This window comes from Microbacterium terrisoli (assembly GCF_030866805.1).
Lineage (GTDB): Bacteria > Actinomycetota > Actinomycetes > Actinomycetales > Microbacteriaceae > Microbacterium > Microbacterium terrisoli.
In genome coordinates this window covers 2,508,920-2,529,528 of record NZ_CP133019.1, presented here as the reverse complement: position 1 = coordinate 2,529,528, position 20,609 = coordinate 2,508,920, and the positions used below count along the sequence as shown (strand labels likewise).

16 protein-coding genes are annotated in these 20,609 nt (G+C 70.1%); 12 read left to right on the top strand and 4 right to left on the bottom strand.

Translation table 11 applies throughout. From position 1 onward, the window contains the following. Positions 1 to 35 precede the first annotated feature (35 nt). Positions 36 to 1,877, top strand: a complete 1,842-nt coding sequence (locus QU603_RS11340) for a bifunctional metallophosphatase/5'-nucleotidase (protein WP_308491496.1) — start codon at positions 36 to 38, stop codon at positions 1,875 to 1,877. A 63-nt stretch (positions 1,878 to 1,940) separates the two neighbouring features. Here QU603_RS11340 and QU603_RS11335 read toward each other — a convergent pair whose 3' ends face one another. Genes QU603_RS11335 through QU603_RS11325 form a run of 3 tightly spaced genes read right to left on the bottom strand, consistent with a single transcriptional unit; the run spans position 1,941 to position 5,651 of the window. Continuing rightward, complete coding sequence (locus QU603_RS11335) at positions 1,941 to 3,593, bottom strand: DNA repair helicase XPB (protein WP_308491495.1); 1,653 nt, start codon at positions 3,591 to 3,593, stop codon at positions 1,941 to 1,943. Positions 3,594 to 3,629: 36 nt separating this feature from the next. Continuing rightward, entirely contained in the window at positions 3,630 to 5,375 is a 1,746-nt protein-coding gene (locus tag QU603_RS11330) for a helicase-associated domain-containing protein (protein WP_308491494.1), read from the bottom strand. Next, positions 5,376 to 5,651, bottom strand: coding sequence for a multidrug ABC transporter ATPase (locus QU603_RS11325; protein WP_308491493.1), 276 nt, complete (start codon positions 5,649 to 5,651; stop codon positions 5,376 to 5,378). A 115-nt stretch (positions 5,652 to 5,766) separates the two neighbouring features. Here QU603_RS11325 and QU603_RS11320 point away from each other — a divergent pair, with 115 nt between their 5' ends. Next, positions 5,767 to 6,147: a cold-shock protein gene (locus QU603_RS11320; protein WP_308491492.1), complete on the top strand. Its 381-nt coding sequence runs from the start codon at positions 5,767 to 5,769 to the stop codon at positions 6,145 to 6,147. Then, the gene (locus QU603_RS11315) at positions 6,131 to 6,811 is read left to right on the top strand and encodes a DUF3027 domain-containing protein (protein ID WP_308491491.1); all 681 of its coding nucleotides are present in this window, start codon (positions 6,131 to 6,133) and stop codon (positions 6,809 to 6,811) included. The genes QU603_RS11320 and QU603_RS11315 overlap by 17 nt, the downstream gene beginning before the upstream one ends. Positions 6,812 to 6,872: 61 nt before the next feature. On the opposite strand, the gene serC is transcribed toward QU603_RS11315, so the two are convergent. Beyond that, positions 6,873 to 7,991, bottom strand: a complete 1,119-nt coding sequence (gene serC, locus QU603_RS11310) for a phosphoserine transaminase (protein ID WP_308491490.1) — start codon at positions 7,989 to 7,991, stop codon at positions 6,873 to 6,875. Positions 7,992 to 8,216: 225 nt separating this feature from the next. Here serC and QU603_RS11305 point away from each other — a divergent pair, with 225 nt between their 5' ends. From QU603_RS11305 to QU603_RS11265, 9 genes are all read left to right on the top strand, one after another. Continuing rightward, positions 8,217 to 8,918, top strand: a complete 702-nt coding sequence (locus tag QU603_RS11305) for an iron-dependent transcriptional repressor DtxR (protein WP_308491489.1) — start codon at positions 8,217 to 8,219, stop codon at positions 8,916 to 8,918. Between the two features lie 220 nt (positions 8,919 to 9,138). Beyond that, on the top strand, positions 9,139 to 10,002 hold the full coding sequence (locus QU603_RS11300; protein WP_308491488.1) for a M23 family metallopeptidase: 864 nt from the start codon (positions 9,139 to 9,141) through the stop codon (positions 10,000 to 10,002). A gap of 302 nt (positions 10,003 to 10,304) precedes the next feature. Then, positions 10,305 to 10,802, top strand: a complete 498-nt coding sequence (locus tag QU603_RS11295) for an HNH endonuclease (RefSeq protein ID WP_308491487.1) — start codon at positions 10,305 to 10,307, stop codon at positions 10,800 to 10,802. Between the two features lie 173 nt (positions 10,803 to 10,975). Next, positions 10,976 to 14,068, top strand: coding sequence for a carboxyvinyltransferase (locus tag QU603_RS11290; protein WP_308491486.1), 3,093 nt, complete (start codon positions 10,976 to 10,978; stop codon positions 14,066 to 14,068). After that, positions 14,013 to 15,209: an acyl-CoA dehydrogenase family protein gene (locus QU603_RS11285; RefSeq protein WP_308491485.1), complete on the top strand. Its 1,197-nt coding sequence runs from the start codon at positions 14,013 to 14,015 to the stop codon at positions 15,207 to 15,209. Before QU603_RS11290 ends, QU603_RS11285 begins: the two co-directional genes overlap by 56 nt. Further along, entirely contained in the window at positions 15,206 to 16,060 is an 855-nt protein-coding gene (locus QU603_RS11280) for an SDR family oxidoreductase (protein ID WP_308491484.1), read from the top strand. Before QU603_RS11285 ends, QU603_RS11280 begins: the two co-directional genes overlap by 4 nt. A gap of 39 nt (positions 16,061 to 16,099) precedes the next feature. Continuing rightward, positions 16,100 to 18,202, top strand: a complete 2,103-nt coding sequence (locus tag QU603_RS11275; RefSeq protein ID WP_308491483.1) for an oxidoreductase — start codon at positions 16,100 to 16,102, stop codon at positions 18,200 to 18,202. Positions 18,203 to 18,306: 104 nt separating this feature from the next. After that, positions 18,307 to 19,044, top strand: coding sequence for a DnaE2-dependent mutagenesis accessory factor ImuA' (imuA', locus tag QU603_RS11270; RefSeq protein WP_308491482.1), 738 nt, complete (start codon positions 18,307 to 18,309; stop codon positions 19,042 to 19,044). 1 nt (position 19,045) lies between these two features. Then, complete coding sequence (locus QU603_RS11265; protein WP_308491481.1) at positions 19,046 to 20,605, top strand: DNA polymerase Y family protein; 1,560 nt, start codon at positions 19,046 to 19,048, stop codon at positions 20,603 to 20,605. Positions 20,606 to 20,609 lie beyond the last annotated feature (4 nt).

Here is a 20,609-nt window from a genome sequence, read left to right as displayed (position 1 = left end):
CCTCGGTGATGCGGACAGTCGAACGGAGAGAACCCGTGGTCAATCCCATGCACAAGAACACCAAGCGGCGTGCCGGAGCAGCCGCGATCGCGCTGACGGCAGTGCTCGCAATGGCGATGAGCGCCCCGGCGCAGGCAGCGCCCGACAAGCCCCATCCGAACACGCCGAACGGCCCGACGATGGACATCCAGCTGTTGTCGTTCAACGACTTCCACGGCAACCTCGAGCCGCCCACCGGGTCGAGCGGTCGACTGGTGGTCGACCACCAGCTGAATGCGGATGGCATCGTCGAGAGTGTGAACGAGGACGTCGGCGGAGTGGAGTACCTCGCGACCCACCTGGCCGAAGCCCGCAAGGGACACCCGTACTCGTTGACGGTCGCCGCCGGTGACCTCATCGGCGCCTCGCCGCTGCTGTCGGGCGCGTTCCACGACGAGCCGACGATCCTCGCGATGAATGCGCTCAAGCTCGACGTGTCGGCGGTGGGCAACCACGAGTTCGACGAGGGCTACAAAGAGCTGCAGCGCATGGCCGACGGGGGCTGCATCGACGACGGCGACGGCATGAACAACCAGAACTCGTGCCCGGACGGCGTGTTCCCCGGCGCGAGCTTCGACTACCTCGCCGCCAACGTCGTGCGTGCCGGCACCGACGAGACGATCCTGCCCGCCTACACGATCAAGAACATCAAGGGCGCCAAAATCGGCTTCATCGGCATGACGCTGAAGGACACGCCCGCGATCGTGACCGCCGCCGGAATCGCCGGGCTGGAGTTCCGTGACGAGGTCGCCACGGCCAACGCCCTGGTGCCGGTGCTGAAGGAGCAGGGCGTGAATGCGATCGTGGTGCTGGTGCACCAGGGCGGCACGCCCGGGCAGCAGACGTGGTACCACGACGGCAAGGCCTACCAGGTCGCACCGAGCTATGACGCGGCCTGCGCCAACGGCGCGCAGCTGGATCCGACCAGCCCCATCATTCCGATCGCGAAGAACCTCGACCCGGCCATCGACATGGTCGTCTCCGGCCACACGCACCAGCCGTACGTGTGCGACATCAAGGACCCGGCCGGCCACGACCGCATGGTGACCTCGGCGTCCTCGTTCGGTCGCCTGTTCACCGACACCACGCTGACCTACGACCGCCGCACGCAGGACATCGTGCGCACGTCGGTCAAGAGCCAGAACATGCTCGTCACGCGTGATGTGGCCGCAGCGCCCGCCGAGACGGCGATCATCGAGCACTACCAGGAGCTGGTGGCCCCGATCGCCCATCGTGTGATCGGTCAGGTCGTCGGCGACGTGACGCGCACGCAGAACGAAGCGGGCGAGTCGCAGCTGGGCGATCTCATCGCCGACGCGCAGCTGGCCGACAGCAGTGTCGTGGGCACCGCGCCGGGCACGACCGACAAGCCCGTCATCGCGTTCATGAATCCGGGTGGCATCCGCGGCGACCTCGGGCACGACGACGCCGGCAACGTGACCTTCGGCGACGCCTTCACCGTGCAGCCGTTCAACAACTACCTGGTCTCGGTGTCGCTGACCGGCGCACAGATCAAGCAGCTGCTGGTCGAGCAGTGGAGCGGTCCGAACTCGGCATCGCCGAAGGTGCTGCAGGTGAATGCCGGTTTCCACTACGCGTACTCGCCGACCACGAAGCAGTTGGGTGAGGTCACGCTGAACGGGGTGTCGCTGCAGGATGCTTCGACCTACCGTGTCGTGACGAACAACTTCCTCGTCGGCGGCGGGGACGGGTTCCCGACGTTCCTGGAGGGGACGGACGTCTACTACGGCGGCCTCGACATCGACGCGTTCGCGGCGTACCTGACGGCGAACAGCCCGTACACGCCCGGTCCGCTGGACCGCATCACCCTGCAGTGAGAACCCTGCAGTAGCACGAATCGTGCGGGCCCCCGAGCTTCTGGCTCGGGGGCCCGCACGATCTCAGGCGGCCGTCAGCTGCTCCGCGTCGAGGATCGTGTAGGCGTAGCCCTGCTCGGCGAGGAAGCGCTGCCGGTTCTGCGCGAAGTCCTGGTCGACGGTGTCGCGGGCGATGAGCGTGTAGAAGCTCGCGGTGTGACCGGACTGCTTGGGCCGCAGCAGACGTCCGAGGCGCTGGGCCTCCTCCTGCCGCGAGCCGAACGATCCCGACACCTGGATGGCGACGGATGCCTCGGGCAGATCGATCGAGAAGTTGGCGACCTTCGAGACCACCAGCAGCTCGATCTCGCCCTCGCGGAACGCCTGGTACAGCGCTTCGCGCTCGTCGACGGGGGTGGCACCGGTGATCTTCGGGGCATCCAAGGCGTCGGCCAGCACGTCGATCTGGTCGAGGTACTGCCCGATCACGAGGATCCGCTCGCCCGCGTGTCGGGCCACCAGCTCTTTGACCACGCCGATCTTCGCCGGGGCGGTGGCGGCCAGGCGGTAACGGTCTTCGTCGGCCGATGCCGCGTATTCGAGCCTGTCGCCCTCGGGCAGGTCCACACGCACCTCGTAGCAGACGGCGGGGGCGATGAAGCCCTGCGCTTCGATCTCCTTCCAGGGCGCGTCGAACCGCTTGGGCCCGATCAGGCTGAACACGTCGCCTTCTCGGCCGTCTTCGCGCACGAGCGTCGCCGTCAGTCCGAGGCGTCTGCGCGCCTGCAGGTCGGCGGTGAGCTTGAACACGGGCGCGGGCAGCAGATGCACCTCGTCGTAGACGATCAGGCCCCAGTCCAAGGCATCCAGCAGCGCCAGGTGGGCGTACTGCCCCTTCCGCTTGGCGGTGAGGATCTGGTAGGTCGCGATCGTGACCGGTTTGATCTCCTTGATCTGGCCGGAGTACTCGCCGATCTCGTCCTCGGTCAGCGTCGTGCGCCGCAGCAGCTCGTCGCGCCACTGCCGGGCGCTGACGGTGTTGGTCACCAGGATGAGCGTGGTCGTCTTGGTCTCGGCCATCGCCGCCGCCCCCACGAGCGTCTTGCCCGCGCCGCAGGGCAGCACGACCACGCCGGAACCGCCCTGGGTGAACTTGTCGACGGCGGTGTGCTGATACGGCCGCAGATGCCAGTCGTCCTCGAGCAGGCCGATGGGATGTGGGGTGCCCGGCGTGTAGCCGGCGCGGTCTTCGGCCGGCCAGCCGATCTTCAGCAGCTCCTGTTTGATGGCGCCGCGCGCCCACGCGTCCACGACGTAGGTGTCGGGGGAGGGGTGCGCGATCAGCAGCGGCCGGATGCGCTTGTTCTTGGAGACCTCGGTCAGCACCGCGGCATCCGTCGAGCGCAGGACCAGTGCGCTCTCGCCGTCGATCTCGTCTCGTTCGATGAGCAGGCGCCCGTAGCGGTTCACCGTCTCGCGCATGTCGATCGACACCGAGGGCGGCACGGGGAACTTCGACCACCGCTCCAGGGTGGCCAGCATGTCGTCGGCCTCATGTCCGGCCGCACGGGCGTTCCACAGGCCCAGCCGCGTGATGCGGTAGGTGTGGATGTGCTCGGGCGCGCGTTCGAGCTCGGCGAAGATCGCGAGCTCGTGGCGCGCGGTTTCGGCATCCGGATGCGCGACCTCGAGCAGTACGGTGCGATCGCTCTGGACGATGAGAGGGCCGTCAGACATAAGGGTCCATTCTACCCGCCCCTGCCCAGAGCCTGCTCAGGAGGGGCGGACGCTGACGATGCTCGCGACCGGTATCGTGCGCTCGACATCGCCCGCGCGGTCGCGGCCGCGCAGGCGTCCGCCGCCCAGGCCCGTGGCCTCCAGCGTGAACTCGCGTCGGCTGCCGTCGGGCATCTGCACGGTGATCAGGACGTCGGCGTGGGTGCGCACGGCGTGGTCGAGCTCGCGGGTGAGCCAGGCCGCGTCGGCGTCGGCTGTGCTGTGCGCCAGCAGCGCCTCGGCCAAGGGCACCAGCGCCGCGGCCGGGTCGAGGTCGGGGGCGACGGCCACGGGCGCACGGCGCCGTTGCACCGGCTCTGCGTTGCCCGCGGCATCCACCGCCAGCACCGGGTATCTCGCGTCGGCGAGCGTCCAGAAGACGGCGTCTCGCCCGACCCGGGAGGTGAGGGCGTCACCGGCATCGACCAGGCCGATCGCCCGCAGCGCCTGATCGACGGCGATCGTGCGCAGCAGCCCCTCGTCGGTGCTCGTGACCCGCGTGCGCTGGGTGTCGGCGTCGATGCCCACACGCACCAGGCCGTGTCGGGCGGCGGTCTGCTCGATGAGATAGGCCAACGGCTGTGGGATGCCGGTCAGCGACAGCTCGGTCAAGAAGTCGTGCAGCGACCGGGCGTCTTCTCCGGCGGCGACGGCGGCTGCGAGCGACGACGCGGTGAACCGATAGGTGGATGCCTGGGCCGCTGTCTCGCGGATCGCCATGGTGCGCAGACGCAGGTCGAGTGCCGAGCGCAGCGGGCCGGGCGCGATCGCCGTCAGATCGGCCTGCAGGTAGATGCGGTCGATCTCGGCCGGCATCAGGCGGGCCAGGGCAGCGAGATCCGGAGCCTGCCCCGCCCGCAGCGGAGTGGTCCAGGCCGGTTCGGCGCCGCCGGTCCCGTACAGGCCCCAGCGGGCGGCGCGGGCGAGGATCTGGTCTGCGCGGACCGGCCACGTCGGATCCAGCGGGATCGCGCCATGCCACTGCGCGGGCGGGGCGAAGCCGCCGGCCGGGGTGCGCAGGGCGTCGGGCAGGCGATCGCGCCACCCGATCGCCACCGCCGACCAGCGTTGCGCCAACGGCGACGGCAGCCACCGCTCGGCGATGGTCGTCGGCACCCACTCCCGATCGGCCAGAGCCAGCAGGCCGGAGTCGTCGGCCAGGGCCAGCAGGTCGTCGAGCTCTGCGGTGTCGGCCACGACGTGGGCATCGATCAGCCGCCGCCGGTCGATCGCGGTGACCGACCCGGTGCCGGTGACCGTCAGCGGCTGGTCGGCGGCGCGGGCGACCAGATCGGTGAGGGTGCGCGTGGCCGCCGCGACCCGCTCGGCCAGCTCTGCCGCCGTGGCCTGGTCTGCTGGGGTGGACACGTCTGCTGTCGTCACGGCGTCTGCGGCGGTCGCGTCGGTCAGCGCGAGCAGCGCCCGCAGGCGCTCGGCGACGGCGTCGAAGACCTGCCCGTCCGCCCGGACCAGTCCGAGTGCGGCCACAGCCTCGCGCTGCCCCGACTCGACGGGCGAGTCTGCGGCGGCCGCGGCATCCATCGCCGACACCGCCGCACGCGCCAGCGTCGCCAGCGCACGATCGACCGAGGCGGGCTCGAGCAGCGCCTCGGCCGCGTCGAAGCAGTCGCGCCACGGCACCGCAGCGGTCACCCCCCGCGCGTGCAGCAGCCGGGCGAGACCCTGCGGGTCCGACCCCGCCAGCAGCGTCGCCAGGGCGCGCGCGTCGGAGGTGGCGGTCACTCAGCGCACTCGGTTGTGCACGCGGTTGGCGCGCGAGCGGCGCACGGAATTCATGATCAGCACGGCGAGGATGCACCCGAACGCCACGACCGGCGACGCGGCGGTGATCCAGTACAGCACGTGCCAGACCGGAGCGGACTGATCGGCATGCACGGCCGTGCCGATGATGATCGCGAAGAAGCAGCCGACCGCGACGATCAGCAGTCCCAGCGCGGTGAACGACAGGATGCGGTCGATGCGACGGACCGGAACATCGGCAGGTGTGGGCGCGTTCATCGATTCCAGCCTACCTGCCGTGCGCCGGTGCCGTACTCTTGAACAGGGGCCGACGAGGCCCCCTGCTCCACTTCCGCTCCGTGCGACGCGCACTCCCCGTTTCAGCGAGGTACTCATGCCCACCGGCAAGGTCAGGTTCTACGACGACGAGAAGGGCTTCGGCTTCATCTCCGCCGACGACGGCCAGGATGTCTTCCTGCATGCCACGGCACTGCCCGCCGGCGCCGTGGTGAAAGCGGGCAGTCGCGTCGAGTTCGGCCTGGCCGACGGCAAGCGCGGACCGCAGGCGCTGTCGGTGCGGGTGCTGGAGGCACCGGTGAGCCTGTCCAAGCGGTCGCGCAAGCCCGCCGACGACATGGCGATCATCGTCGAAGACCTCGTGAAGCTGCTCGACGGCATCGGTGGCGACCTGCGTCACGGCCGCTACCCCAACAGCGGGCAGTCCAAGAAGATCGCAGCGCTGCTGCGCCGAGTGGCCGATGACTTCGACGCCTGACGAACGACTGCTGGCCGCACACGATCTGGCACGGGCGGCCCTGCTCGACGTCACAGGACCCGACACGATCGGCGACGCGGCAGGGTACTCGGTCGAGCCCGACGGCGTGGTCTCGCTGCGGTTCGCGAACCTGATGCTGGGCTATCCGGGCTGGTTCTGGACGGTGAGCCTGGCCGTGGTCGAAGGCGCGGAGCCCACCGTGCTCGAAGTCGAGCTGCTGCCCGGCGACGAAGCCCTGCTGGCCCCCGACTGGGTGCCGTGGGCCGAGCGGCTGGCGGAGTTCCAGGCGCAGCAGGCGGCAGCCGATGCACAGGCGCGCGACGAGGCGCCCGCTGCCGCAGACGGGCGGGATGCGCCTGTCGTCGACGGCGCGGCGGCGGCCATCGCCGACGGCGACGGCGGCCCGAACGATGCCGAAGACGACGACGATGATGACCTTGATGAGGACGACGTCGACGACGATCTGGATGACAGCGGATTCGACCCGGACGGTGTGGATGCCGTCGACGACGACCTGGACGACCTGGACGATGAAGATCTCGATGATCTGGACGAGTCCGAGTTCGACGATGATGCGTCGCCGATCCTGCATTCGGGAGACCTCGACGGCGTCGACATCGACGAGCTGGACGAGTCGGGGAATTTCGACGACGAGTCCGAGTGAGACGACGTCGCGCGGTGCCTGACCGGGCACCGCGCGACGCTTCCGTTCGACCGGCGCGGTGCTACTGCGCGAGGTGCTCGACGGTGTAGTCGATGCTGCGGATGAGCTGACGCACGTCGTCGGGCTCGACCGCGACGAAGGTCGCGATGCGCAGCTGGTTGCGTCCCAGCTTGCGGTACGGCTCGGTGTCGACGATGCCGTTGGATCGCAGAGATGCGGCCACCGCGGCCGCATCGACCGACGCATCGAAATCGATGGTGACGACCACGGGGGAGCGGTCGGCGGGGTTCGCGGCGAACGGCGTGGCGAACGAGGATGCCTCGGCCCACGTGTACAGGGCGTCCGAGGATTCGCGGGTGCGGGAGGCTGCCCACTCCAGGCCGCCGTTGCCGTTGATCCAGCGCACCTGATCGTCGATCAGCAGCAGGGTCGACAGCGCCGGCGTGTTCAGCGTCTGGTTCAGCCTGGAATTGTCCACCGCCGTCTTCAGATCGAGGAATGCCGGGATGTAGCGGTCGGAGGCTGCGATGCGCTCGATCCGCTCGATCGCGGCAGGTGACACCGCCGCCAGCCACAGCCCGCCGTCGGCGGCGAAGTTCTTCTGCGGCGCGAAGTAGTAGACGTCGGTGTTCGCGATCTCGACGTCGATGCCGCCGGCCGCGCTCGTGGCGTCGACCACCGTGAGTGCGCCCTCGTCGCCGTGCACGCGCTGGACGGGGGCGGCCACTCCGGTGGAGGTCTCGTTGTGCGGCCACGCGTACACGTCGACGCCGTCGACGGGCTCTGCCACCGAGCGGGTGCCCGGCTCGGAGGTGCGCACGTCGGGTGCCTGCAGCCAGGGGGCGGCCGCCGACTTGGCGAACTTGCCGCCGAACTCGCCGAACACCAGATTCTGCGCGCGGTTCTGGATCAGTCCGAACGCCGCAGCATCCCAGAACGCCGTCGACCCGCCGTTGGCCAGGATGATCTCGTAGCCGTCGGGCAGTCGGAACAGCTCGGACAGGCCTTCGCGCACGCTGCCGACGAGATTCTTCACCGGCGCCTGCCGGTGCGAGGTCCCCAGAATCGTGGTTCCCGCCGCTGCCAGGGCCTGCACCTGTTCGGGGCGGACCTTTGAAGGACCGCATCCGAAGCGGCCGTCGGCGGGCAGAAGATCAGCGGGAAGTGCGACGTGAGCCATGCACAGATTCTAGAGGCGCCGCGAGGATGCGCCCTCCTGACTCCGTAACGTGAGGACGCCGCCCTGGGCACGGCGAGACGGCGGTGTCGCGGGTGCGGGATAGGCTGGGGCTGCTGCGACATCCCGCGTCGCGGCGTACTTCGCGCCCCGCCCGGCGCCGCTGGACACGGCTGCCGAACACGGGTGCCGGATGCGATGCGGGGCTGTTGAATACGGAGAACACTGATGGCCGATCTCATCGACACGACCGAGATGTACCTGCGGACGATCCTCGAGCTCGAGGAGGAGAACATCGTGCCGCTGCGCGCGCGCATCTCGGAGCGCCTCGGTCACTCCGGCCCGACGGTCTCGCAGACGGTGGGGCGCATGGAGCGTGACGGCCTGGTCGTCGTCTCGGACGATCGCCGCCTCGAGCTGACCGATGCCGGCCGCCACAAGGCCGTCGATGTGATGCGCAAGCACCGTCTCGCCGAGCGACTGCTCTCGGATGTCATCGGTTTGGAATGGGCCTATGTGCACGAAGAGGCCTGCCGCTGGGAGCACGTGATGAGCGAGCAGGTCGAGCGGCGCCTGGTCGAACTCCTCGGCCACCCGACCGAGTCACCGTACGGCAACCCGATTCCCGGTCTCGCGCTGCTGGGCGGCACCGACTCGATGGACTTCGAGCAGGGCGTGATCGGGCTCGTGCGCCGGTTGGATGCCGAGGGCGGGCCCATCCGCGGAACGATCCGGCGACTGGCCGAGCCCGCGCAGGTCGACCCCGAGCTCTTGCAGCAGTTGCTCGAGGCGGGCGTCGTGCCGGGCGCGAGCGGCGGCTACCGCTACAACGAGGGGTACGTGCTGGTCGAGATGGACGGCGTCGAAGACGGGCTGGAGCTGCCCGTCGAAGTGGCTTCGCACATCTTCCTCGTCGACGATCGGACCTGACCGTCCCGCGGCTCGCCGAGCATCCGGCGTGACATATTCGTTACCTTCGGGTAGCCTCGAAAAGTCCGCTGGCGAGAAGCCCGCCGTCGGATGCCGCACGAATCGCCTTCCCGGCTCGTCGTTCTTGCGGTCAAGCGCGCACACGCGTCCCGACTCGTGTGCCACGATTCCGACGAGCACGGTGCCGGCCCAGGCCGGCGGCGGAGGCCGGAGGAACAGCTTGGCTGAAGAGATCGACTCGACCGCGATGGAGCCCACCGAGCACCCCGCAGGTCTCGCTCGCTCCCGTCGTGGACTGCGCGCCGCGGCATTGCCCGTCTCCCGCTCGCAACGCCCCGCCACCGCGACGCGCAAGAAGCGGTCGCCCATGCGCAGCCTGTTCGTCGTCGGCGTGATCACCGCCCTCGTGGGCAGTGCCGCGATCCCCGCGTTCGCCGCGGCGAACTCGACGCCGGAAGCGCGCACGATCCAGCAGGTCGCGGCCGATCACGCGCAGTCGCTGGTGGTCGGTTCGACGCAGAAGGTCGAGACACTCTCGCGCGACAGCTATTCTGCGACGACGGCCGGTGAGATCGCGAAGAAGAAGGCGGCCGAGGCCGCCGCCGCGCGGGCTCGGCAGGCGGCCAAGGTCGCATCGGTGTCGCGGAGTTCGAACATGGACCTGACGATGACCGGCCCCGGTACGGGCGCGATCCGCTGGCCGCTGGCCACGATCTCGAGCATCGGCGACGGCTTCCTCAGCCGCGGCGGTGAGCACCAGGGCGTCGACCTGCTCGCCCCCGGCGGAACGCCGATCTTCGCGGCGACCTCCGGCACGGTCAAGGTCTCCAGCGAGGGCTATTACGGCTACGGAGTGGCGATCGTGATCGACACCGTGATCGCCGGCAAGAGGGTCGAAACCCTCTACGGCCACATGCGCTACGGCAGCCGGCAGGTCTCCACCGGCCAGCACGTCACCGTCGGCCAGCCGATCGGCCGGGTGGGCAGCACCGGCCGCTCCACCGCGAACCACCTGCACTTCGAGGTCGGCATCAACGGCTCGCGCATCGACCCGCTCGCGTGGCTGCGCGCCAACGCCGGCTGAGGCATCCCCTCTCGTTCGACACGCCGCCGGCACCCGGCGCCCCGTGTCGGGAGAGCGCGCTACCCTGTTCCCGGACGTAGAAATCACGCGAAAGGGACGACGATGGGCGACACACCACGCATCCGCACCATGGATGCGCTCGGACTGCTCGTTCTTCGCCATCATGAGATCGGGTGCCGCACTGCGCGTGCGGCGCTGAGGCGTCGTCCATAGGGCGACGCTTTTTTCATCCCTTCCGCGGAACTCCGCGTCTTCGGTCGATCGTCCGGGAAGCCGTCTCGGACAGTTCGTGAGGATGGCAGATGCGCACATTGGTGCTGAACGCAGGATACGAACCGCTCGCCGTGGTCTCGTTCCGCCGGGCCCTGGTCCTGGTGATGAACGACAAGGCCACGGTCATCGAGCATGTCGAAGATGATCCGGTCCATGGGCCGTGCCGCGTCTATGACAGACCCGCGGTGATCATCCTCACGCGCTACGTTCGGCTGCCCGGCGCCCGGCGCGTGCCGGTGACGCGGCGTGGTGTGCTGCGACGCGACGGCTTCCACTGCGCGTACTGCGGCGGTTCGGCAGGCACGATCGACCACGTGATGCCTCGCTCGCGGGGAGGATCGGACTCCTGGGAGAACCTCGTCGCCTGCTGTCAGCGGTGCAACAACACGAAGGGCAACCGCACCCCTCAGGAGATGTCATGGACGCTGCGGTTCGCTCCGCACCCGCCGCACGGCGCTCACTGGTCGGTGCGTGGCACCGAACGGGCCGATCCGTGCTGGGAGCCGTATCTGGCCCTGGCCGCCTGAGCCCGGGCGAGCGAATGATATCAGCCGCGAACCGGCCCACCTATGCGGTGGCCAAGTGCTTTCTGTGAGCACCCCACAGAGGCCCCGGCCGGGAGTATGGTCACACGTGGCGACCGGGGACGCGAGCCGTCGGGACCAGTGACCGTTCGCGTCGAAAGACGGGAGGTTATGGGATGCACCTGTCAGTTGCGGGAAGTACGGCGCGCGTGCACGGAACAGTGCAGGTGCCGAATTCCAAATACCATGCGCACCGCGCGCTGATCCTCGCTTCGCTCGCCCCCGGGACCAGTCGCATCTCCGGGCTCAGCGACGCGCGGCACGTGCAGTACACGGTCGGTCTGCTGCGCTCGATGGGCATTCCGATCGAAGTCGAAGGCGACACCTTCGTCGTGCACGGAGGCCGCTACCATCCCCGCCGGGAGCGCCAGAGCGTGGGCAGTTCGGGCACCACCCTCTATTTCATGGTGGGCCTTTCCGCCCTCGCCGACCGTGACGTGGCGATCACGGGTCAGAAGTACTTCGAGCGCCGACCGATCGGTCCGCTGCTGCGTGCGCTCAACGACATGGGGGTGGATGCCACATCCCCGACGGATTCTCCGCCGATCCTCGTGCACCACGGCCGCCCTGCAGGCGGCACCGTGCACATCGCCGGCACGCTGTCGCAGTGGATCTCGGCGCTGCTGCTGATCGCGCCGTTCGCGACGGCGCACACGACCGTTCTCATCGACGGTGTGTTCAACGAGCGCAGCTACGTCGATCTGACCATCAGGATGATGGCGCAGTTCGGGCTGCGGGTGGAGGTATCGGATCGCGGGCGCCGGTACGACATCGACCCCGACCAGAGTGCGCACCCCGTCGACCTGCGCCTGCCGCCCGACATCGGATCGGCGGCGTTCGGGATCGCCGTGGCAGGCCTGCGCCCCGCCGACGTGCTGCTGAGGGGCCTGGACAGCATCGACCCCGGCCACGTCGATCACCCTGAGGCGGAATTCCTCGCCATCGCGCAGCAGATGGGGTTGCCGATGGAGGTGGACCTCGAATCCGGCGGCGTGCGCATCCGCCACGACGGGCAGCGGCTGAATGCCGTCGACGTGGACTGTCGCGCCGTTCCCGACATGCTTCCGGTGCTCTCGGCGATGGCCGCCGTCGCCGACGGCGAGAGCGTGTTCCACAATGTGGAGCACGTCCGTCTGAAGGAGTCCGACCGGGTGACCTCGATGCTGCAGCTGAACGAGATGGGCGGCGACCTCAGCTTCGACGGCACCGACCTGCGCATCCGCGGTGTGCGGCAGCTGCACGGAGCACACCTGTCGTCGTTCAACGACCACCGGGTGCTGATGTCGCTGGCCGTGGCGGCCTCGTCGGCGACCGGGCGCTCGACGCTCACGTTCCCGAACGCGTACCGCATCTCCTACCCGCAGTTCCTGGACGCGATGACCGATCTGCACGTGGACATGCAGGTGGAGAGGGGTCCGGCCCGGCCCACCGCCCGGCGGATGCCTCCGGCAGGCTCCGCACAGGCGGCGGGCCGCGTCACCGGGGCCGAGTGGATCCGGCGGTGGGCGACCGAGCGTCCGCACGCTCTCGCGCTGGTGGATGCCGCCCCCGAACGCACCGTGCCGTTGACCTGGGCGGAGCTCGATCAGGCGGTCGACAAGGCCGCGGCGCTGCTGCTCGAGTTCGGTGTGCAGCACGGCGACCGCGTGGCCGTGCAGCTGCCCAACTGCGCCGGCTTCGTGGTGGTGGCCGCTGCCGCCGCCCGCATCGGCGCGGTGATCTGCCCGATCATGCCCATCTTCCGCCAGCGTGAGGTCGCCTTCGCGCTCAAGCGCTCGCAGGCCAAGATCGTGATCGTCGCCGACAATCACCGCGGCAGGCAGCACGACCGTGAGCTCGCCGAGATCCTGGACGGACCGGAGGCCGTCGAACTCGCGGTCCGGAACGTGCTGGTGATGCATCTGACCCCCGGTGTCGCGCACGTCGTGCCGTCGTGCGAGAACCCGGGCGTGGCCTGGTACGCCTGGCACCGTGCCTCCGCGTGGGCGCACGTGGACCGAGCGGCGCTGGATGCGCGCGCCCCCGAGCCCGCCGATGCTGCACAGCTGCTGTTCACCTCGGGCACCTCCGGTGAGCCCAAGGGCGTCATCCACACCCACGAGAGCCTGAGTCGTGCCGCATGGATGGAGATCGAGCAGCTGCCGCTCAACTCGACGGACACGATATTCATCCCCTCACCCCTCGCGCACCAGACGGGATTCCTCTACGGCATGTGGCTGTCGTGGGTGCTGGGAGTGCCCGAGATCGTGCAGCGCGCGTGGAACGGCAAGCGCGCGCTGGAGGTGCTCGACGAGTGGGAGGGCACGTTCGTGCAGGCGGCCACCCCCTTCCTCACCGATCTCGTGCGCGAAGTCGAGGCCGGGGCGGCACCGCCGCGTGCACTGCGGATCTTCGTGGCCACCGGCGCCGCGGTGCCACGGGCGCTCGCCGAGCACGCCACGCGTGTGCTGGGAGCGACGGTGTGCGGCGCGTTCGGCACCACCGAGACGGGACTTGCAGCCCTGGGCAGTCCGGCCGATCCCGCGACGAAGGCATGGGGCACCGATGGCAAGGCGCTGCACGGCGTGCGGCTGCGCATCGTCGATGCAGCCGGGCACCCCGTCGCTCCGGGCGTGGAGGGCGACTTCGAGCTGACCGGCCCGACGGTGTTCCGCGGATATCTGGACCGACCTGATCTGACAGCGGAGGCCTTCACCGCCGACGGCTGGTATCGCACGGGCGATCTGGCCACGATCGACGACGACGGGTATCTGCGCATCACGGGACGCGTGCGCGACGTGATCAACCGGGGCGGCGAGAAGGTGCCGGTCTCAGAGATCGAGCAGCTGCTGTACCGGCACGAGGCCATCGATGACGTCGCGATCGTCGCGATGCCCGACCCGCGACTGGGAGAGCGGGCGTGTGCGTTCGCCGTGCTCGCTCCGGGACGCACACTCACGTTCCGGCAGCTGCAGCGCTACCTCGACGAATGCCTCGTCTCCAAGAGCTATTGGCCCGAGCGGCTCGAGATCGTCGACGAGCTCCCGCGCAATGCGGTGGGCAAGGTGCAGAAGTTCCTGCTGCGCGAACGCGCGGCGACCCTCAAGCCGCAGCGCCTGGCCGCGCTGCCCGACAGCGACACCGACACCGACACCGACAGGGAGGACACCCTCGATGACCAGCAGCCCGATCACTCTCGACGGACGTGGAAGCCGAATCGAACAGCCTGAATACGACGCCCTGCTGGGCGAGGTCACCCAATGGGTGCAGGGTCCGGGCGAGCGATGGTCCGAGGTGATCGAGCAGACCGACTCCGTGCCGCCCGCACTGTTCGCCGAACTGAAGCAGCACGGCTTTCTGAGCATGGCGGCGCCGGTCGAGCTCGGCGGGCGCGGGTTGGCGTTCACGCAGTGGATGGGGCTGATGGAGGTCTTCTCGCGTTCGCACGCGTCGATCAGGATGCTGGTGCATGTGCTCAACGGCACCTGGCGCGCCATCAACCCGTACGTCACGCAGGAGCAGCGTGAACGATTCGTCAAGCCCATGGTCGCCGCCGACACCCTCGTGGCCTTCACCCTCACCGAGCCGGGCAACGGCACCGGCGCCGACCTCACCTGCACAGTGCGCCGCGAGGGCGATGTCTATCTGCTGAACGGGCGCAAGCACCTCATCACCTTCGGCGTCCGCTGCGATCACTGGCTGCTGTTCGCGCGGCTGGAGGGGACGACCGGCAAGGACGGAGTGGTCGCCCTGCTCGTGGACCGGCACGCGCCCGGCGCGACGGTCGAAGACACCTCGCACACGATGGGCGTGCACGGCACCGACCACGCCTCACTCACCTTCGTCGACACTCCCGTGCCGGTCGCCCAGCGCGTGGGAGACGAAGGCGAGGGGCTGGCCATCGCCCTCGGCGGCTTTCTCACGCCCAGCCGCATCTCGGTCGCGATGAGCTGCGTGGGCCTGGCCGAACGCGCGCAGGAGCTCGCCGTCGAGTACGCCCGCACGCGGGTCACGTTCGGAAAGCCGATCGCCGCACGGCAGGCGATCGCGTTCTCGATCGCCGAGAACGAAGCCGACATCCAGGCGGCCAAGCAGCTGACACTGCACGCGGCACGGGAATGGGAGCGGGATGCGAGCGAGGCGCCTGCACTGTCGTCGATGGCGAAGATGATCGCCGTCGACATGCTCACGCGGGTGACCGACAAGGCGCTGCAGGTGCACGGCGGCGTCGGCTACTGGCAGACCTCGCCGATCGAACGGGTCTATCGGGATGCGCGCGCCCAGCGGTTCGAAGAGGGAACCAACGAGATTCAGAAGACGGTGGTGGCCCGAGAGATCTTCGCCCGCGCGAGCGACGGAGCACGCTCGTGACCGCGGCATCCGCCCCCGAAAGCGGGTCGCCATCGCGCGAGTACGACGGACGGATCGCGCTGATCACCGGTTCATCGCGGGGCATCGGCCGCACCCTCGCGCTGCTGCTGGCAGGCAAAGGCGCCCGCGTGGTCGTCAACTACCGCACCAACGCCGACCTCGCCGACGAGGTCGTCGCCGAAGCCCGGCGGCGCGGCGGTGACGGCATTGCGGTGAAAGCCGACATGGAGAGCCCCGAAGACATCGTGCGGCTGTTCGACGCGGTCGCCGAGGAGTACGGCCGCCTCGACTTCTTCGTCAGCAACGCGGCCGCCGCAGCCTTCAAACGCGTGACAGACCTGAAGACGCACCATCTCGACCGCTCATATGCCATGAACCTGCGACCGTTCGTGCTGGGCGCACAAGAGGCGGTGAAGCTCATGGACGACGGCGGGCGGATCGTCGCGGTCTCCAGCTACGGAAGCATGCGCGCGTTCGCGACGTATGCGGCCCTCGGGTCGTACAAGGCGGCGATCGAGTCGTTCGTGCGGTTCATGGCGGTGGAGTTCGCCGGCTATGGCATCACCGTCAACGGCGTGAACGGCGGGCTGATCGACTCCGACTCCCTGGAGTACTTCTACTCGATGCCCGGGATGGCGCCGATGCAGAAGGTCATCGACGCGATTCCGCTGGGGCGGCCGGGAACGGTGGACGACATGGCCGACGCCATCGACTTCCTGCTGTCGAGGCGTGCGGGCTACATCACCGGGCACACCATCGTCGTCGACGGGGGCATGACCGTGGCAGCACCTCCGTACTGGCACGACACGACCGACCCGCTGGGGCTGCCGCCGCGCCCGACCAGGGGATAGCCGTTGTCAGGTCAGGGCCAGGGTATGGGCGCTGCGCCGGTGAGACACCCGTCGGCGCGATACCCGACGGTGCAGACGCCGGTGCGCATCGGCGCGCTCACACTGCCGCATCGGGTGCTGATGGGTTCGATGCACCTGAACCGCGAGACCGGCGACCCGGCGGCCCTGGCAGCCTTCTACGCCGAGCGGGTGCGCGGCGGGGCCGCACTGATCGTCACCGGCGGGGTCGCGGTCAGCCGGGTCGGTGCGGGAAACGCGGGCTACAGTCTGGCAGGCGACCCCGCGCACGCAGCGTCCTGGCGTGTCGTGGTGGATGCCGTCCACCGTGCCGGCGGGCTCATCGCGATGCAGCTGTTCCACGCCGGCCGGTACGCGTTCACCTCGTCGTTCGGTCTGACTCCGGTGGCGCCGTCGGCGGTGCACAGCCGGTTCTCGGGCGCGACCCCGGTGGCGCTGGACGAAGACGGCATCGCCGCGACCATCGCCGATTTCGCCGCCGCCGCACGCATGGCCGTGGAGGTGGGCTTCGACGGTGTGGAGGTGATGGCCTCGGAAGGCTATCTGCTCAACCAGTTCGCGTCACCGGTGACGAACCTGCGCGACGACGAGTGGGGCGGCGACGCCGTGCGTCGGCAGGCCTTTCCTGTCGCGGTGGTGCGGGCCGTGCGCGAGGCGGCGGCGGGCGCGCCGATGCTCGTGCGCATCTCGGGCGCAGACCTGGTCGAGGGGTCCTCGACGCCCGATGAGGTCGACGCGCTGGCGCTGTCGCTGGTGAAGGCGGGGGCGGATGCGATCGACGTGGGCATCGGCTGGCACGAAGCTGCGGTGCCAACGGTGCAGACGCTGGTGCCGCACGGGGCTTTCACCTCGGTGGCGGGACGAATCCGCGGGGCGCTGGCGGCTGCGGCGGCCACCGTGCCGATCGTTGCGGCCGGTCGCATCAACACGCTGGCCCAGGCCGAGCAGGTGCTGGCGACGGGCGAGGCGGATCTGGTCTCGATGGCCCGGCCGTTCCTGGCCGATCCGCACATCGTGGCCGTCTCGTTCGCCGGCCGAGCGGCAGAGGTCACTCCGTGCATCGCGTGCGACGAAGCGTGCATCGACCGTTCGTTCGGGCTGGAGCCGGTCTCGTGCACGGTCAATCCGCGTGCCGGCCGTGAGCTCGAATTTCCCCTCGTGCCGGAGCGCCCCCGTGAGGGCGAGGGAGGTGCTGCGGGCGGCGGCAGCGGTGCGGACGGAGCCCTGGCGCCGCGCATCGCCGTCGTGGGGGCGGGACCTGCGGGGATGGAAGCGGCGCGTGCGGCGGCGTTCGCCGGTGCCCGGGTCACGCTGTTCGAGGCCGGCGAGGTGATCGGCGGTCAGTTCCTGCTGGCCGGCGCCGTGCCGGGCAAGAGTGATTTCGCCGAGTGCGCGCGATCGTTCGCGCGCGCGCTGGACCGCCTGGGCGTGGAGGTGCGCACGGGTCGCACGGCGACCGTGGACGATCTCGCGGAGTTCGCCCACGTGATCGTGGCCACGGGCGTCACACCGCGCCGGGTCGAGCTGCCGGGCATCGACGGGGCGAACGTGCTCGACTACCCGCAGGCCTTCGCGCAGCTGCTGCACCCGGGCGCGGGGCAGCTGGGCTCGCGCGTCGCGGTGATCGGTGCGGGCGGCATCGCCGTCGACCTGGCGCACCTGCTGGTCGAAGGACCCGATGCCAGGCAGGAGACGGACCGGAAGGAGCGCTTCGAGCGCGAGTACGGGTTGCGCGCCGGCGCGGTGCCGGCGCCGGCGCGGCAGGTGACGATCATGCGGCGCAGCGGACCGATCGGTGCGGGGATGGGAGTGACCACCCGGTGGGCGGCCGTCCAGGCGATCCGCCGGCGCGGGGTGCGCACTCTCACCGACGTGTCGTATCGGGCGATCGAGCCCGACGGAGTGCGCATCGAGGTGAACGGAGCCGAGGAGGTCATCGAGGCCGATGTCGTCGTGGTCGCAGCCGGACAGACCTCACGGACAGAGCTGGCCGCGCAGCTGAGTGCGCGCGGCATCGCCCACACGGTCATCGGCGGCGCGCGCAACACCGCCGGTCTGAACGCGGTCGCCGCGTTCGAAGAGGGACTTCGTGCCGGTGACGCCCTCGCCCGCGGCAGACGGTGACTGTCGAACATAGCGAATGGATAGTGCCGGTTCGGATGTCGGAAGGAGGGTTTATCGTCGTTCTCACGATTGATCATCTAGAACATGTGTTCTAGCATGAAGAAGTGAGGGCGATCATGGGGGCGCAGACAGCCGAGGCGGTGAGCACGGCTTCGAGCACGGTGGTGAGCGAAGTCTCACGACTGCGCGTCCAGCTCGAGCGGGCGCAGGGGCGTCGGCTCGATGCGCCGGTGTTCCCGGTACTCCCTGCCCTATCGTCGCTCCTGCCCGGGGGCGGGCTGCGTGCGGGCGCCGCCTACACTCTCGACGCGTCGATGTCGTTGCTGCTGGCGCTGCTGGCCAAGCCCACGCAAGAGGGCTCCTGGTGTGCCGTGGTGGGCATGCCCGAGCTGGGCGCCGAGGCCGCCGCACAGATGGGAGTCGACCTCGGCCGGCTCGTCCTGGTGCCCGAGCCCGGTCCGCGGTGGCTCGCCGTGGCAGCGACCCTCGCCGACGTGCTTCCCGTGGTCGCGATCCGGCCGACCGGGCGCACCAGCGCCGCCGAGGCATCCCGATTGGCGGCCCGGCTGCGTGACCGCAGCGGGGTGCTGCTCGTGCAGGGGGAGTGGTCGCAGGCCGAGGCGGCACTGGCCGTCGACAGCTCTGAGTGGACGGGTCTGGGAGACGGCCACGGCAACCTCCGGGCGCGCACGGTGACCGTGAGTATGCGCAGCAGGCGCCGGCCGACACCGCGCAGGTCGAGGATGCTGCTGCCGGACGGTTCCGGAGCCGGTGTCAGGATGGGCTCCCGTGCAGGCGGTGCATGGCTCGACGAGAGCGAACGGATGCGGGCGGTGGGGTGAGATGGAGGCCCCGGTGCGCAGCCTGGTGCTGTGGTTTCCCGACTGGCCGGTCACGGCGCTGCTGCGTGACGGTGCGGCCGAATCCGGGCCGATCGCGATCGTGCACGACAACACAGTCGTGGCGTGCTCGGCGTCTGCGCGTGCCGACGGCGTGCGACGCGGGCAGCGCCGTCGTGACGCGCAGTCCCGCTCGCCGCGTCTCGAGGTCATCGCCGCAGATCCCGCCCGCGACCAGCGCGTGTTCTCGCCCGTGGTCACCCGCATCGAGCAGTTCGCCCCGGGGGTGCAGATCATCCGCCCGGGCCTGTGCGCACTGCGCGTGCGGGGTCCCGCACGCTTCTACGGGGGCGAGGTGGCCGCTGCGTGCGAGATCCTCGACATCCTGGCCGAGCAGCAGGATCTGCCGGGCGTGCGCGCGGGGATCGCTGACGGCCCGTTCACCGCGCAACAGGCGGCGCGCGCCACGCGTGACGACGATCCGGTGCGAGTGGTCGAGGCGGGGGGAGCGGCGGCGTTCCTGGCCCCGCTTCCGGTCGCGGTGCTCGAGGACGCCGCGCTCGTGCATCTGCTCTCCCGTCTGGGCGTGCACACGCTCGGCGCGTTCGCGGCGCTCGAGGCCACGCGCGTGCGCGACAGGTTCGGTCCGCACGGCCTGCGCCTGCACGATCTGGCGGCCGGGTCCGACTCGCAGCCGGTGATCGCGCGCACGCCGCCGGCCGAGCTCGACCGCGAAGTCGCGTTCGAACCGGCGCTCGAGGCGACCGAGCAGGTCGCGTTCGGCGTGCGCATCGCCGCCGACGAGTTCATCGCGGGGCTCGGGGCGGTCGACCTGGTGTGCACCGAGCTGCGGATCGAGCTGAGCGGAGAGCGCGGTGAGCGCAGCGAGAGGGTCTGGCTGCACTCGGGCTCCGGCAGCGGGGGCGCATTCGATGCCGCCGCAGTCGTCGACCGGGTGCGCTGGCAGCTGGCCGACGACGCGCAGAACCGGGTGCTGCGCAGCGGGGTCGCGCTCGTGCGGATCGCCCCCGAGGCGGTGGATGCGGCATCCCACCACCAGCCCGCGATCTTCGGTTCGGGACCCGACGATCGGGTGCACCATGCGCTCTCGCGCGTGCAGGCGATGCTCGGGCATCGGGGCGTGCTGACACCGCAGCTCGGCGGCGGCAGGTGGCTCGCCGAGCGCGAAGTGCTCGTGCCGTGGGGCGACCGGGGCATGGGGCAGCAGCCGCGCGACAGGCCGTGGCCGGGCAGCCTGCCGGCGCCGGCGCCGGCGACGGTGTTCCGTCCGCCCCGTGCAGTCGAGGTCGCCGCAGCGGGCGGCGGGCTGGCCGTCGAGGTCGACGAGCGCGGCACGCTCACCGCCGCTCCGGCCGTGCTCACCGAGGGTGGGCGGCGCCGCGAGATCGTGTCGTGGACGGGGCCGTGGACCGTCGATGAGCGCGGGTGGGACGCGCGGCGCGCGCGGCGCGCGCACCGGTTCCAGGTCGTCGACGCCGACCAGGGGGCATGGCTGCTCGTGTGCGAAGACGGCCGATGGAGCGCCGAGGCCCGCTATGACTGACGCG